The organism is Paenibacillus sp. BIC5C1, assembly GCF_032399705.1.
Taxonomy (GTDB): domain Bacteria; phylum Bacillota; class Bacilli; order Paenibacillales; family Paenibacillaceae; genus Paenibacillus; species Paenibacillus taichungensis_A.
Genome location: NZ_CP135922.1, coordinates 1171658 through 1186688 on the forward strand (window position 1 = coordinate 1171658; position 15031 = coordinate 1186688).

Sequence of the window (15031 nt, forward strand, 5' to 3'; positions counted from 1 at the left end):
ATTTACAGTAATATTTACATGGAGTATAATCGATTCATAAGGAGGTGGACACGCGATGTGAGGATTGTATCGAGGGTAAGCCTTTTTTTAAAACCTCTAAAAGTAAGCGCTTACTTTGTTTGAGTCTGAGCAATGCCTTGAAAGCCGTTCACCAAAGATCACCCGCACATACCTACAGATGTTATCCCCCTTGCTTTGTCACTTAACCTCAGTGTAAGACACCATTTCTGTTTCTTGTTTCACATCTTATTGTTGTTGACCTAGCTTGTCCCAAATGTTTCTACATTCATGGAGGTGAAGATCCTACTGCTCATCCATATGTTCTCTACCGTGCATAGCATCTTGCCGACACAGAGGATCAGACATGAGTATATACCCAATCCAAGTACAGGAAAGGTGGAACCCTAATGACAAGATCGAAAACCTTATCGAAAGGCGGAAAGGTCCTTCGCAGAAGTGTAAAACAAATGCTGGCAGCAACGCTGCTCGCGGCGGGAATCTTCCCGGGCATGGCTCCAGGAGTGAGTCAGGCGGCTGAAGCACATGTGGATAATCCGTTTGTCGGAGCTACAGCGTATTTAAACCAGGATTATTCCGCTCTCGTGGATACGTCCATCGCGCTCACCAGTGATGCGTCGTTAAAAGCCAAGATGGAAACGGTCAAATCCTATCCAACGGCAGTCTGGATCGACCGTATCGCCGCCATTAATGGTGGAACAGACAATGCGGGACGCAAAAGTGTGGAGCAGCATCTGGATGCCGCCTTGGCACAAAAGAAAGCAGGTACTCCAATTACCGCTTCATTCGTTATCTATAACTTGCCTGGGCGGGATTGTCATGCGCTTGCCTCCAATGGTGAACTTCCACTAACACAGGCGGCTCTGCAGACGTATAAAAATGATTATATCAATGTAATCGCCGATATTTTTGCAAAGCCGAAGTATCAGGACATTCGCATCATCGCTATCATTGAGCCGGACAGTCTGCCCAATCTGGTAACTAATCTCAGTACACCAGCTTGTGCCCAGGCGAGTTCAACAGGCATCTATGAAGCTGGTGTGAAATACGCCTTGGAAAAGCTGCATGCCATTCCGAATGTTTACAACTACCTGGATATTGGTCACTCCGGCTGGCTTGGTTGGGATAACAACCGTACAGGTGCAATCTCGCTGTATACCAACGTTGTCCAAGGAACAGCAGCAGGTCTGAACAGCGCCGATGGCTTCATTACGAACACGGCGAACAGCACACCGCTAAATGAACCGAATCTGCCTAATCCGGATCTGAACATCGGTGGACAACCAATCAAGTCTTCCAAGTTTTATGAGTGGAATCCTTACTTCGACGAAACCGATTTCACTGCGGCACTGTATAGCGGATTTGTACAAGCGGGTTGGCCGGCCAGCACAGGCGTCCTGATTGATACCAGCCGCAATGGATGGGGCGGGGTGAACCGTCCAACGTCTGCCACAGGCAGTGATATTAATACGTACGTAAATTCCGGGCGTGTGGACAAGCGTGATCACCGGGGGAACTGGTGTAATAACAGTGGAGCAGGCATAGGTGAAGCACCTAAAGCTGCACCAGGACCAGCCCATCTGGATGCCTATGTATGGGTCAAGCCTCCAGGGGAGTCTGATGGCTCCAGCTCGGAAATTCCGAACAACGAAGGAAAAGGTTTCGACCGGATGTGTGATCCAACGTTTACAACTCGTGATGGTGTATTGACGGGTGCACTGCCCAACGCACCAGTGTCAGGTCACTGGTTCCATGACCAATTCGTCATGCTGGTGCAAAACTCATTCCCTGTTCTTCCTGCCAGCAATGGTGGAGGGGGGGGAACGACAGCTCCAGCAGCTCCGGCAACACTATCTGCGACAGCAGGTAACGCACAGGTTTCCCTGAACTGGACAGCCTCCACAGGTGCGACCAGTTATAACGTGAAACGGGCGTTGAGTGCATCGGGTCCATTCACTACGGTTGCTGCGGGCGTGACCGGCACATCGTATGCCAACACAGGTCTGATCAATGGAACAACCTACTATTATGTAGTTAGTGCCGTGAATGCTGCGGGTGAAAGTGTGAATTCGGCAGTACAAAGTGCTGTGCCGGTTGCAGGCGTAACCGCTCCTGTCGCACCAACAGCGCTGGCAGCTACGGCAGGCAATGCTCAAATCAGCTTGTCCTGGACGGCTTCGCCAGGAGCGACAGGTTATAACGTGAAACGGGCGTTGAGTGCATCGGGTCCATTCACTACGGTTGCTGCGAGCGTAAGCGGCACATCCTACACCAATACGGGCCTGACCAATGGAACGACCTATCATTATGTAGTTAGTGCTGTGAACGCTGCCGGGGAAAGTCTCAATTCTGCCGCAGCTTCTGCAACACCACAAAGTGTAGTTGTTCCGACCAGTGACCTGGTTCTGCAATATCGTGCGGGAGATACCAACGCGGCAGATAACCAAATCAAACCGTATTTCAATATCAAAAACGTAGGTAACACGGCTGTAAACCTGAGTGATCTGAAAATTCGTTATTACTTCTCCAAAGAAGGTACCGCAGCGATGGACTCTGCTATCGATTACGCTCAAGTTGGCGGAGCCAACATCCAGCGCACATTCACCGATTCCTATGTGGAGCTGAGCTTCACTTCTGGAGCGGGTGCCATCCAGGCAGGCGGACAATCCGGGGATATCCAGCTCCGCATGTACAAAACGGACTGGAGCAACTTTGATGAAACCAATGATTATTCCTACGATCCAACCAAAACATCCTATCAGGACTGGAACAAGGTGACCCTCTACAAAGGCGGTACCCTTGTCTGGGGCATTGAGCCTTAAAAGGAATGTTATACAGTTGGTTCGGTTGTGAAAAAAAGAATTCGCTGATGGAAGCGTTTAAGAGCCGCTTGAAGATCGGAAATTAGGGATGTGTAAGCGGATGTATGAAAGAGGGCTGTCCTCTGATCATGGAAATGATCTGGAGACAGCCCTATTTTTCTTACGAACAGAGCAGACGCTATATAGGTGATTTGGTGCAGTTGGAAATTTTAACGAATCCTAGACACGTTATTCCGTAAATTTGGGTGGTTATAGCCCTGCTTAGCATCTTTTTGGCCCGAATAGGGTTACTGAGGTTCGTTAGGATTCGTTAGATAAGGCCTGCCTGAATCTTACTTCGGACGAATTCGTTCGTCGGTTTGATTTCCTTAATGTCCTCTGAAGAACACTGAATATTGATCGTTTTGGACGGATATTTGCCTATGTCGCGGCAGGCAGGATGTCTATAATAGTACCCGACGGGCAGGATGAAGCTGCTCTGATGGAGAGGGAATGGAAGGGGGACGGAGTCAAGGAATTCAGTTGAGGCGGAGGATCTTTCTTTTATATTTTTGTAAGCGCATTCAGTAAAATTTGAAAGATATGAACGTCTGTATGGATTGACGGATAATGCATGATCCCAAGCACAGCCATAAGCATCACCCATTCTGTCTCAAGGAGAGTGAAGGTCGATGAAATCCAAATTAACAGCGCCGATACATAAAGGATCTGTTTCAGGTATGCACTCCAATCGCAGGAAGGTGCGTATGCCACTTGCAGCCAAAATGCTATCTTCGGCACTAAGTGTTGCTTTGCTCGTTGCGGGAACAGCGGGTGCGAGCGGAGCAGCAGCTTCCAGTGAGAACAGCGCGGCTGGGGCCAGCGTGCAGACACATAAGGGAGGTAGTTCTTTGAAAGACATTCAGCTTGAGTATCTTGATCGCGGTCTGGTTGCGACGTCTACTTCCGAGGGTGTTTTTCTCAGTTGGAGATTGCTTGGTGACGAGGCCACAGGGTATAGCTATAAAGGTCTGACGGGAACGGATTTCAACGTGTATCGTGATGGCAAGAAGATTGCTACGGTCACCGACAGCACCAACTATGTTGATGCCTCAGGCAAATCGTCGTCCCGTTATGAAGTGGCAGCGGTAAGCAATAAGAGCAAGGAGAGCAAACGCAGTGCATCTGTCAAACCTTGGGCGAATGGCTACGTCGATATTCCTTTGCAAAAACCGGCCGATGGTGTGACGCCAGTAGGAGAAGTCTTCACTTATTCTGCGAATGACATGAGTGTGGGCGATGTGGACGGAGACGGTCAGTATGAGTTTTTTGTAAAATGGGACCCTTCTAACTCCAAGGATGTTTCTCAAAAAGGCTACACCGGTAAAACGTACGTGGATTGTTACACGCTGGACGGACAATTGTTGTACCGGATCGATCTCGGGGTTAACATCCGTTCGGGTGCTCACTATACACAAATGCTCGTTTATGATTTTGACGGGGATGGCAAAGCTGAGATCATGTTTAAGACCGCACCGGGAACCAAGATTATCAAATATAACAAAAAAGGAAAGGTCACTTCCGAGAAATACATCACCCTTCCGAAGCAGGATCGCAAGGCAGGATACTCCAACGAAGATGATTATCGTTTAAGTGCAGATGGCTACTATGATCATGTCGTGGATATGTTCAAAAACTGGCATAAACATGAAGAGGTCGTGAAGGGCAACTGGCCTGCTACGTTGGAGGAAGCTTTTGGGATTGAGAAAAAGTATAGTTATCCATTGTCTCAGCAGGATGCTGAGAGCTTGGCCGATTACTTCATCGATGTCTATGCACCAAGCCGCAGTGACAAGAATGAGCTGCGCAAGTTCGAAGGTTTTATCGTGGATGGACCTGAGTATGTAACGGTGTTTGAAGGAGAGTCAGGCAAAGAGCTGGAGACCATTCCTTATGAACCGGCACGGCAGGATGATGGGTTGATGTGGGGCGATTACGCAATGGCACGTATTGAACCGGCGAACCGGGTAGATCGTTTCCTGGCAGGTGTGGCATATCTGGACGGGAAGAAACCGTCTGCGATCTTTGCACGCGGGTACTACACACGTTCGACCATGGTCGCCTACAACTGGGATGGCAAAAAGCTCAAGCGTGAATGGAAGGTGGACAGTGGCTGGACACCAATGAAGAACCCGTTCAATGACGGTCCGCATGGAGTGGATGGTACAGATCCGGTGTATGGCTCCATCACAACGCAAGGCGCACATTATTTCAGTGTCGCTGATGTGGATGGAGACGGTAAACAGGAGATTGTGTACGGCTCGGCCACGATTGATCATGATGGCAGTGTACTGTACAGCTCCAAGGACCTGATGCCTGCGGAGAGTGCTGCTCCGGGAACGATTGCACGTCTGGGCCATGGGGATGCGCTTCATGTAGCGGATATCGATCCGGATCGTCCAGGACTGGAAATCTTCATGGTGCATGAAGGTGGTCCTTGGGCGCCATACGGATATTCCCTGCGGGATGCGAAGACTGGGGAAGTGATCTATGGCGGGTATACGGGCAAAGATACCGGACGCGGCATGATCGGTGATGTAGACCCGACCCGCCGCGGGTTGGAGACATGGGCTGTAGGCTTGTGGACAGCCAGCGGTGAGAAAATAAGCGATAAGGCTCCCGGCACGAATATGAATATACGATGGGCCGCCGATATGACAACTCAGATCGTGGACGGTGCCATTGATGTCACACCTACGATCAAGGATTGGAATCGGGGCACGCTGCTGACCGCAACCGGAACATTGACCAACAATTATACCAAGGGTACACCTTCTCTCGTAGCGGATATCTTCGGGGATTGGCGGGAAGAGATGCTGGTGAGAACCGAGGACAGCTCAGCGATCCGCATCTACCTGAGTACCGAGAAGACCGATCGCAAACTGTACACGCTGATGCATGACGCGATGTATCGTGTCGGCATTGCCGGACAAAACAGTGGTTACAACCAGCCGTCCTACCCATCTTTCTACATGGCATCGGATATCGATTGGTCGAAGGTTACGCTGCCCAAGTTCCACACGCCCAATTCGGGTAAAGGTGGAAAGTGAGAAGTAATAGGTGATAAGTGATAAGGTGATTAGTGGCCCAAAACACAGATGAAAAAGATCCTCTGAAAGCTGGGATTGAAGAAGGCAATACCCGTACGGTGATACAGCGGAACTCTGGAGTAACCTCGGTGCGTTTAGGCGTACGGGAGGTTACCCGGAGTTTTTTTGATATGGCTAAACTAAAGCAACAAACGAAGTCATCATTTCAAATGTGTTACAGATGCAAAATCTTGAATGATGTATTTCCCGTTTTCATGAAACAATGTGGTGATGGAGCATTCGGAAATCAGCTGACTTTGCATGGCTATAAAATCAGGGTGCCAAACGTTAAGTTCATGCTCGGGGAAGGTGTTTACCAGAAAATCCGTAATTAACCCGCCATGAGTAACGATAACAATATGGCTATCTGGTGGCTCTACATTCGTTAATTCCGTTAGGAAAGAGGCCAAACGTTCGCCTGCCTGCTTAGAGGAATGACCCACGGGTGGGAGGTAGTCTGGATCACTTGTGCATCGGTCCCACATCGCGATGAATTCTTCAAAGGTTTGTTCAGGCAGGTCACCCCAGTTGGCGCGTTCCCGCAGACGCGGGTCCTCAGTCACTGTAACTTTTGTTTGGAGAGAAATATGCGACGCAGTGTCGGCTGCTCTTTGAAGTGGGCTTGCAATGATCTTGGTGACAGGTACGTTAGCCAAATGAAGTGCCGTCGACTTGGCTTGTACTACGCCTTCAGATGTGAGGGGAACATCACCGATGCGCTTTTCTTTTAATGCATGCCTTACCAGATAAAATGTAGTTCTCATGGCCTCAAGACCTCCTGCTTGTAAATTGGATAAAATAAAATAGAATTGATTAGATTTATAACTAATTATATTATTGTCTAATTTATAACCGCAATGATTTTCTTTGGCAAGGGTGAAATACATCGCCGAGACTTGCTACAATGGAGAAAAGTGAGGATCGTTGCAGCAACGGAGGTGCAGGCATTGGAAACCAAACATTGGACAGGCAGTCTGTTTCAGGAGAAACTTCGCACAGAGGATTATGGACCACGTTTCTACGCGTATTATTACAAGCAATGGGACAACTACCAGATGTCCTATCACGATCATGATTCCACGGAGATCATGTATATTATTTCGGGAATGTGCCGGGTCGATGTACAGTTGCCGGATGGCAGCTCGGAACAGGCAGTATTGAAAAAAGGGCAGTTCATTCTGCTGGACGCGGGGGTTCCACACCGTCTGCTGGTGCAGGATGGCGTACCGTGCCGCATGCTGAATGTGGAATTTGGAGTTACCAGATCGGAGCCAGGGCATCCATCCATTCGCCAGCTCGCGCTGGAAGAAGAAGAAGTCCATGCATTTCTATCCCATGCCTCGCCTTATCTGGTTTTGCCTGACCCGGAGGAGGTGTACCACATTATGAAAAGCCTGGTGCTGGAGCTGGATCAGCGCGGACTGATCGAGCAGGGACGATCTTCTGCAACCATGCGGATCATTCCGCCGGAGGAACGCTCGCATCATCGCGAAGCCCGTGATCTGAAGTCGCCTGAGCAAGGTACGCTGGTACGCACGTTGTTTATCCAACTGCTCGTTCGGGTCGCACGACTTCGCGGGGAAATCAACCGAAGTGCGCTGGATCAGACGGAGTTGTACGTAAAACGGACGATTGAATTCATGCATCACAATATGGATCGCAATATTCAAATGAAGGATATCGCAGCTGCGGTGAATCTGCATCCAGGCTATTTACACCGTATTTTTCGCCAGCACACGAAGCGTACGCCTACCGATTATCTCACGATGCTCCGAATGGAAAAGGCGAAGATGCTGCTGCAGCAGACCAATATTCCAATCTCCGAAATTTCCGATTACGTGGGCGTGGGGAGCAGACAATATTTTCATATGTTATTCAAGAAATATACAGGCCGAACTCCGGTTGAATTCCGTTCCTCGATGGAGCGACATGTCAGTCATTATCCCGCTGAAGAATAAATCGTGCAGTTTATCTGGAAAGTACGGCGCGGTGGATGCTAAAGGTGAAAAAGATTTAAAAGTGAGGATTTTTGACAACCTCAATGTGAAGAGGTGATGATATTGATAACGCTTCCTTACAACCCGTTGCTACAATGATTTCATGTAGTGAGATCATTAACCGGGGCGAATATACTCGGATTACGGGAGGAACTGTGCATGTCGTTTAAAGTGGCATTTATCGGGGCGGGCAGTATCGGATTTACACGGGGGTTGCTGCGGGATTTGCTCGCGGTATCGGAATTCAACAATATTGAGATTGCGTTCTGTGATATCAATCAGCACAATCTGGACATGGTTACCGAGCTATGTCAGCGCGATATCCGCGAGAATGGACTGAATATTCAGATTCAGCCGACAACAGACCGGAGAGAAGCGCTCAAGGATGCGAAGTATGTACTGTGTACAATCCGTGTGGGCGGATTGGAAGCTTTTGCAACTGATGTGGATATTCCGCTCAAATATGGAGTAGATCAATGTGTCGGCGATACGTTGTGTGCAGGTGGCATTATGTACGGCCAGCGCGGAATTGCCGAGATGCTCGACATCTGTAAGGATATTCGTGAGCAAAGCGCACCGGATGTGCTGCTCCTCAATTATTCAAACCCGATGGCTATGCTGACCTGGGCCTGCAACAAGTATGGCGGTGTTCGCACGATTGGACTATGTCACGGGGTACAGCATGGGCATCACCAGATTGCAGAAGCGTTTGGATTGAAAATGAATGAAGTGGATATCGTATGTGCCGGAATTAATCATCAGACCTGGTACATCAAGGCATCCCATGAAGGTAAAGACCTTACGGGTGATTTGCTCGAAGCCTTCGAGAAACATCCTGAGTATAGCCGTACCGAGAAAGTGCGGATTGATATGCTGCGCCGATTTGGTTATTACAGTACGGAATCGAATGGTCACCTTAGCGAATATGTGCCTTGGTACCGTAAACGTCCGGAAGAGATCAAGGACTGGATTGATCTGGACAGCTGGATTAACGGCGAGACGGGCGGGTATCTGCGTGTATGTACAGAGGGAAGAAATTGGTTTGAGACTGATTTCCCGAACTGGATGAAGGATGAGCCAATGCAATTTGCCCCGGAAAAACGAGGGGGAGAACATGGTTCCTACATTATAGAAGGGTTGGAAACGGGACGTGTATACCGCGGACACTTCAATACCGTCAATAACGGTGTGATCTCCAATCTGCCGGATGATGCGATCATCGAAGCACCGGGATATGTGGACCGTAATGGCATTTCGATGCCACATGTAGGCGACCTGCCACTCGGCCCGGCTGCTGTGTGTAATGTGAGCATTTCCGTTCAACGGCTTGCAGTTGAAGCTGCGGTACATGGTGACGACAAACTATTGCGTCAGGCGTTCATGATGGACCCACTCGTGGGCGCAGTATGTAATCCAAAAGAAATCTGGCAAATGGTTGACGAGATGCTGGTGGCCCAAGCCGAATGGTTGCCGCAATATGGTGATGCGATTGCTGCGGCAGAAGCAAGACTTGCTGCAGGCAACCTGATCCCAACGAAGGAATATGAAGGTGCTGCACGTCTCAAAGTGAAAACCGTTGAGGAGATGCAGCAGGATCGCGATGCCGCCAACAAAAATGCGGGTGAATCGGATAAAGGGAAAGATCGCGAGAAAGTGCAGCAATAGATAAAATGAGTGGGGCCTCTCCAAAATTGGAGGGGCCTTGTTTGGTTCTATTTTTTTTCGACACCACGGATTACAAAGGCAAAAGAGGTATCACCCAAGGAAACCTGCGAATTTTTTGGGGAAGACCAGCCGACAAAAGCTCCATAATAATGAGTACCTTTTTCCTGTGCAAACCGGAATGTTCCTTCTCGCAAAGAGATGGGACGTGCCTCCCCGTTCACATATTCAACCAGAGTGAACTCGTTAGGTGGTACATCCGTACCCAAGTTAATTGATATGTTCTCGCCTACCAAAACCGAGACAGGTACTTTACCTTCCAGCAATTTCACATCACCTGCATAGTCAGCACACATGCCTCCCCAGCAATAACTGCCCTGTACAGCTGGAATAGAGATGCCGCTTTCGCTCTGGATAGTTGGCGTAGGCAGTTCCTGAGGTAAGTTGGGCTCCGGTTCCTGAACCTGTTTTGATCCCATTTCCTTTGTATTTGGCGATGGGAGAGAGGGAGGTTCGTTTGTGCCGTTACTTGGAGTAGAATTACAGCCGGATAATATCAGCAAATTTGTAAGGAACACGAGTAGAGTTATCGTTCTCATAGCAATGATGAATTTTATTGTTTCCACCTCCCTAATATCTTCCAGACGAAAAGCGAGAGAGGAATGTTGCTCATTGAAATGTATATTTACCATGCGATACATATTACCTTTACAGACATAGTAATATGTCTTATAGTATACCCAGGATTGAAGAAAGTCGGTGAAGCTGGCAGATGGATGAACAAGCGATTAACAGTGACCTAATTAGAGGCAACATTGACCCCATTATTCTGAGCGTACTTATACCGAAGGATAACTACGGCTATAGCATTATTAAGGAAATTTATCGCAAGAGTGGAGAACGGTTTGAATTAAAGGAACCGACACTCTATTCCAGTCTGAAAAGGCTGGAGAAGAGTGGATATGTGGAATCCTACTGGGGGGAAGAGACCCAGGGAGGACGACGCAAATATTACCGGATTACAACACAGGGGCAGGAAGCTTATACACAGCAAGTTCACGCTTGGCACGCAGCCAAAACATTGATTGACTGCATGATTATTTCCGGGGAAAAGGGAGATGAAGGGATATGACATTGGAAGCTCGCATTACCCGCCATGTGAATCGTCTGTTCAATCATGCGCAGGATACATTAGCTAATCAGGAGTTAAAAGAAGAGATTCACAGTAATCTCGCTGCACGAATTGAAGATTATATGGAGCAGGGGATGGACGAGGATCAGGCTTTTCAGACTGCCATTCAGCATGTGGTTGGCATGGATCAGATCATGAGTGATCATCGCAGAGTTCGACGCGTTCCTTATTGGACGGCGGTGTTGCAGTCTGCCTTGATCTATAGTCTTATTGCCTGGATCATTACGATTCCAATGAGAGTCATGGTCCAGGGCGCAACCATTAACAACTTGCTTATGATCATGAGTGTGATTGTTGGTGGAGCGTATGTATTTTACATGATGAAAAATAGAAATACTTCGACTGATCCAGAAGACACTACCGTTATTCGTACACCTGTGTTCTTGCAATGGACGCGCAGAGTATGGTGGTTATGGGCAGGGCTCATCGTTGTGTTATGGGGTACACAGGCGGCGCTGCGATTTGGAAGCAACATCTGGTATAGTCGACCTATTCAGGTAGAGGGGCCCTATCAATTTACGGTAATCGCGATTGCCTTTGCCATACCTTTATTAAGTATTATTATCCCTTTGATCGTGCAGAGGGCGTATCGGATCGTGGGCAAGTATGAGGCAGGTGATGTCGTATGACGGGAAAGAATAAATGGATTATTGCATTGGTCATGCTCGGCATTTTTGGTGTTATTGTGGTTGAGGGCTTCGTTAATCCCAGAATAGAGGCGAAGCAATCGCAGTATGAAGCAGAGCAGCAAGATCCGTTGACCCATGATTTTGCGGCATTGGCGAAATATCGCAGTCCTTATATGGGCGACTTCTCCAATCTCAGCCATTTGAATCAAGCCTTGCCTCTAAACGGCCAATTGAATGGGTATCAGTTGGTTCCAGAGACATTTACGGCTCAGATCAATTACAGGATTAATACCAGCGAGATGAATTCCGAAGAGTTGGAACGAATACTTGTATATAACGCTACTGCCAATTTTGTATGGATTGATAATTTGGAGCATGTGCTTTATTCATTGGAGGATGTTCAATATACTTTGAGCCGTGAGGCTGCCCAGCAATGGGCTGGAACGGAATTGAAGACCCTTCAGGAACCGAAGGAGTGGGATGCAGCGGTGCGTAAGAAGCTGGGGGAGCCCGCGCAAGTGAACGAAGCTTTTTCACAAATTGTTGACAATTAAGTTGGTTCAAAGATAAGGAAAAGGTAAGAGGCTCGACTCTTCTCCTATGCTATGTTATTATAAGACTCTGATAACGTGGTAACGAACTAAAGCGTTTGGGTTTTGGTTATAGACATGGAGGGGTTAGAGAGATGAGAAAACAAGCGATATTTCTATTATTGATCAGCATATGCATGATTGTTGTTGCGGGATGTTCCAGCTCGGGAAGCAAAGATAATAATGCCATTATTGTGGGGATAGATGATAAATTCGCTCCAATGGGCTTCCGGGACGACAAGAATGAAATTGTTGGTTTTGATATTGACTATGCCAGAGCGGCAGCGGAGAAAATGGGTAAAGAAATTACGTTCCAGCCCATTGATTGGTCTTCCAAAGAATCGGAGTTGAACAGCGGCCGCATCGACCTGATCTGGAACGGGTACACAATTACCGATGAGCGGAAAGATAAAGTGCTGTTCACGAAGCCATATCTGGAGAACAGTCAGGTTGCAGTCACACTCGCGGACTCACCGATTACGAAGCTGGATGAACTGGATGGCAAAAATGTAGGATTGCAGGCCTTGTCTTCTGCGGCAGATGCACTCGCGGCAAGTCCTCTGAAGGATAAAGTGAATGCTTCCGAATTCCCGGACAACGTACTGGCCCTGACCGATCTCAAGACGAAACGTTTGGATGCTGTCATCATCGACGAAGTGGTCGCGAGATATTACATGTCCAAGGAAGAGGGAACGTTCAAACTGCTGGATGAATCCCTTGCTCCGGAACAATACGGCATTGGTGTAAAAAAAGGCAATGAAGAACTGCTGAATCAGCTGCAAAAAGCATTGGATGAGCTGAATGCCGATGGCACAGCAGCCGAGATTTCCACCAAATGGTTTGGTGAAGATGAAGTTTTGAAATAGGATCAGGCCACTTGCCTGACATATGTAGTAAACAACATGACCCCGGATTCCAAAAAGGAGCAACTCTCCTGCGGAATGCGGGGTTAACAGATTAGAGGAGCCGATTGCGATGAGCTGGGAGTATTTGTTGGGCGTCATGAAGCCCATGCTTGAAGGGGCACAGACCACGATCTTTTTATTTTTGCTGGCAATTATAGTGTCTGTACCACTTGGATTTGGAGTAACCTTATTGATGAAAAGCCGATTCAAGCCGTTGGCATGGATCGCTCATACGTACGTATATGTGATGCGGGGCACGCCGCTTATGCTTCAACTGTTGTTCTTTTGCTTCGGTCTGCCGCTGCTTCCAGGGGTAGGGGAGTATCTTGTATTTGACCGCTTTACGGCGGCAGCGTTGGCCTTTATTTTGAATTATGGTGCGTACTTTGCCGAGATTTTCAGAGGTGGATTGCTCTCGATTGATAAAGGACAACATGAAGCTGCACAGGTACTGGGTCTAAGCAAATGGCAGACGATGACGAAAGTCATCATCCCGCAGATGATCCGGGTTGTACTGCCTGCGACGGCGAACGAGTCCATTACGTTAATTAAAGATACGGCGTTGCTGTATGCAGTTGCTGTACCCGAGTTGCTGCATTATGCGCAGGCCGCAGTAAACCGGGATTTCCGTCTGACACCGTTTCTGATTGCAGGTATTATTTATTTGTTGCTGACCATGGTACTCACCTTGTTCTTCAAGGCACTGGAGAAACGTTATACATTTGAGTAAACGCGCACGGAACAGAAGTTAATGAAGTTATCCAATCTCATCAATTAAAGGACTGTCTGCATATGACACATATTATAGAAGTGAATCAATTAAGAAAATCATTCGGTACACTTGATGTGCTGAAGCAGGTATCGTTCAACGTGGAGCCTGGTGAAGTCATTGCTGTAATCGGGCCTTCCGGTTCGGGTAAAAGTACGATGCTGCGCAGCCTGATTCATCTTGAGGATATTTCAGGTGGGACTATTCGCATTCAAGGGCAGGCGCTGGCTGAGAACGGATCGTATGCAGGTGCCGCGGATATTCGGAAGATTACGGATCGCATGGGCATGGTCTTTCAGCATTTCAACCTGTTTCCGCATCTGACGGTACAGGCGAATCTGGAACTGGCACCGAAGACGTTGAAAAAAGAAAGCTCAACGATCATCCGGCAGCGAAGTCTGGAATTGCTCGGTAAAGTAGGGCTGTCCGACAAAGCGGATGCTTATCCCGCCAACCTGTCCGGTGGACAGAAACAGCGCGTAGCAATTGCGCGCGCACTCATGATGCAGCCCGACATTCTGCTGTTCGATGAGCCGACCTCGGCACTCGATCCCGAGCTGACGGGGGAAGTACTACGCGTCATCAAGCAGTTGGCACAGGAAAATATGACGATGATGATCGTCACCCATGAGATGAGCTTTGCCCGCGATGTCGCGGATCGCGTCTTCTTTATGGATAACGGCGAAATCGCCGAGGCAGGGCCGCCGGAGCAAATCTTTGGCAATGCCAAGCTGGAGCGTACTCGCACGTTTTTGCAGCGGGTGGAAGTGGAAGGATAGAGGTTTTAAAAACGAGTCAAGAAATGGATGTAAACGAAATCCGGATATCATTCGATCGACAAAAGTCGACGAGGGATCCGGATTTTTTTAATAAAATCGGAATATTCACAAATAATGGAGCATAATTTTCCAGCTAATCAAGTATAATGAGACTACTTAACAAACAGGGAGGATTTACCTTTGGATCAACGTCAGAATGATGTGGACCGTTATTATAGCGATCCACTTCCACCACCACCTTATGTAGTACCCAAAACCAATAGCAAGTCTATTGCAGCTCTTGTCTTGGGAATTTTGTCAATCATGATTCCATATTTGGGATTTCTGATTGGGATTGTTGCTATCGTATTTGCCTCTATTTCTCTTAAGGAAATCAGGCTTCGCATGGAACAGGGAAAAGGACTTGCGATAGCCGGTCTCGTCTGTGGCATCATCGGCACAGCCATTTATGCGATTATCCTGTTATTCCTGCTGGTAGTATTCGCCGTTTACACTAATGGGGAGATTTCTTCTACATATTAGTTTTCTACATATTAGGAT

The 15031-nt window shown here is 48.0% G+C and carries 13 protein-coding genes; 11 read left to right on the forward strand and 2 right to left on the reverse strand.

The genetic code is table 11. The features are described 5' to 3' along the window. Nucleotides 1–407 precede the first annotated feature (407 nt). The gene (locus tag RS891_RS05325; RefSeq protein WP_315794680.1) at nt 408–2840 is read left to right on the forward strand and encodes a glycoside hydrolase family 6 protein; all 2433 of its coding nucleotides are present in this window, start codon (nt 408–410) and stop codon (nt 2838–2840) included. A gap of 746 nt (nt 2841–3586) precedes the next feature. Continuing rightward, entirely contained in the window at nt 3587–5929 is a 2343-nt protein-coding gene (locus tag RS891_RS05330) for a rhamnogalacturonan lyase (protein ID WP_315796184.1), read from the forward strand. A 200-nt stretch (nt 5930–6129) separates the two neighbouring features. Here the strand turns inward: RS891_RS05330 and RS891_RS05335 are convergent, their stop codons facing one another. Next, on the reverse strand, nt 6130–6732 hold the full coding sequence (locus RS891_RS05335) for a histidine phosphatase family protein (protein ID WP_315794681.1): 603 nt from the start codon (nt 6730–6732) through the stop codon (nt 6130–6132). A gap of 183 nt (nt 6733–6915) precedes the next feature. Between RS891_RS05335 and RS891_RS05340 the strand changes: the two genes are divergently transcribed. Together RS891_RS05340 and RS891_RS05345 are read left to right on the forward strand one after the other, a co-directional pair. Next, complete coding sequence (locus RS891_RS05340; RefSeq protein WP_315794682.1) at nt 6916–7926, forward strand: AraC family transcriptional regulator; 1011 nt, start codon at nt 6916–6918, stop codon at nt 7924–7926. A gap of 198 nt (nt 7927–8124) precedes the next feature. Continuing rightward, entirely contained in the window at nt 8125–9630 is a 1506-nt protein-coding gene (locus tag RS891_RS05345; RefSeq protein WP_315794684.1) for an alpha-glucosidase/alpha-galactosidase, read from the forward strand. A gap of 47 nt (nt 9631–9677) precedes the next feature. On the opposite strand, the gene RS891_RS05350 is transcribed toward RS891_RS05345, so the two are convergent. Continuing rightward, on the reverse strand, nt 9678–10106 hold the full coding sequence (locus RS891_RS05350; RefSeq protein WP_315794685.1) for a hypothetical protein: 429 nt from the start codon (nt 10104–10106) through the stop codon (nt 9678–9680). Nucleotides 10107–10399: 293 nt separating this feature from the next. Between RS891_RS05350 and RS891_RS05355 the strand changes: the two genes are divergently transcribed. From RS891_RS05355 to RS891_RS05385, 7 genes are all read left to right on the forward strand, one after another. Continuing rightward, nucleotides 10400–10759: a PadR family transcriptional regulator gene (locus RS891_RS05355; RefSeq protein ID WP_064640409.1), complete on the forward strand. Its 360-nt coding sequence runs from the start codon at nt 10400–10402 to the stop codon at nt 10757–10759. Then, the gene (locus RS891_RS05360) at nt 10756–11448 is read left to right on the forward strand and encodes a permease prefix domain 1-containing protein (RefSeq protein ID WP_064640407.1); all 693 of its coding nucleotides are present in this window, start codon (nt 10756–10758) and stop codon (nt 11446–11448) included. The genes RS891_RS05355 and RS891_RS05360 overlap by 4 nt, the downstream gene beginning before the upstream one ends. Beyond that, nucleotides 11445–12002: a DUF4825 domain-containing protein gene (locus RS891_RS05365; protein WP_315794688.1), complete on the forward strand. Its 558-nt coding sequence runs from the start codon at nt 11445–11447 to the stop codon at nt 12000–12002. The genes RS891_RS05360 and RS891_RS05365 overlap by 4 nt, the downstream gene beginning before the upstream one ends. 131 nt (nt 12003–12133) lie before the next feature. Further along, on the forward strand, nt 12134–12904 hold the full coding sequence (locus RS891_RS05370; protein WP_090893770.1) for an amino acid ABC transporter substrate-binding protein: 771 nt from the start codon (nt 12134–12136) through the stop codon (nt 12902–12904). Nucleotides 12905–13013: 109 nt separating this feature from the next. Further along, nucleotides 13014–13673, forward strand: a complete 660-nt coding sequence (locus RS891_RS05375; RefSeq protein WP_113054586.1) for an amino acid ABC transporter permease — start codon at nt 13014–13016, stop codon at nt 13671–13673. 62 nt (nt 13674–13735) lie between these two features. Continuing rightward, nucleotides 13736–14491: an amino acid ABC transporter ATP-binding protein gene (locus RS891_RS05380; RefSeq protein ID WP_315794689.1), complete on the forward strand. Its 756-nt coding sequence runs from the start codon at nt 13736–13738 to the stop codon at nt 14489–14491. Nucleotides 14492–14671: 180 nt separating this feature from the next. Next, nucleotides 14672–15013, forward strand: a complete 342-nt coding sequence (locus RS891_RS05385; protein WP_315794690.1) for a DUF4190 domain-containing protein — start codon at nt 14672–14674, stop codon at nt 15011–15013. The last annotated feature ends 18 nt before the right edge of the window (nt 15014–15031 follow it).

What these genes read in the sequence shown, in the direction of transcription:
- RS891_RS05325 (WP_315794680.1), top strand. Translation starts at nt 408, where the DNA reads ATGACAAGATCGAAAACCTTATCGAAAGGCGGAAAGGTCCTTCGCAGA.
- RS891_RS05330 (WP_315796184.1), top strand. Translation starts at nt 3,587, where the DNA reads ATGCCACTTGCAGCCAAAATGCTATCTTCGGCACTAAGTGTTGCTTTG.
- RS891_RS05335 (WP_315794681.1), bottom strand. Translation starts at nt 6,732, where the DNA reads ATGAGAACTACATTTTATCTGGTAAGGCATGCATTAAAAGAAAAGCGC.
- RS891_RS05345 (WP_315794684.1), top strand. Translation starts at nt 8,125, where the DNA reads ATGTCGTTTAAAGTGGCATTTATCGGGGCGGGCAGTATCGGATTTACA.
- RS891_RS05350 (WP_315794685.1), bottom strand. Translation starts at nt 10,106, where the DNA reads ATGGGATCAAAACAGGTTCAGGAACCGGAGCCCAACTTACCTCAGGAA.
- RS891_RS05355 (WP_064640409.1), top strand. Translation starts at nt 10,400, where the DNA reads ATGGATGAACAAGCGATTAACAGTGACCTAATTAGAGGCAACATTGAC.
- RS891_RS05360 (WP_064640407.1), top strand. Translation starts at nt 10,756, where the DNA reads ATGACATTGGAAGCTCGCATTACCCGCCATGTGAATCGTCTGTTCAAT.
- RS891_RS05365 (WP_315794688.1), top strand. Translation starts at nt 11,445, where the DNA reads ATGACGGGAAAGAATAAATGGATTATTGCATTGGTCATGCTCGGCATT.
- RS891_RS05370 (WP_090893770.1), top strand. Translation starts at nt 12,134, where the DNA reads ATGAGAAAACAAGCGATATTTCTATTATTGATCAGCATATGCATGATT.
- RS891_RS05375 (WP_113054586.1), top strand. Translation starts at nt 13,014, where the DNA reads ATGAGCTGGGAGTATTTGTTGGGCGTCATGAAGCCCATGCTTGAAGGG.
- RS891_RS05380 (WP_315794689.1), top strand. Translation starts at nt 13,736, where the DNA reads ATGACACATATTATAGAAGTGAATCAATTAAGAAAATCATTCGGTACA.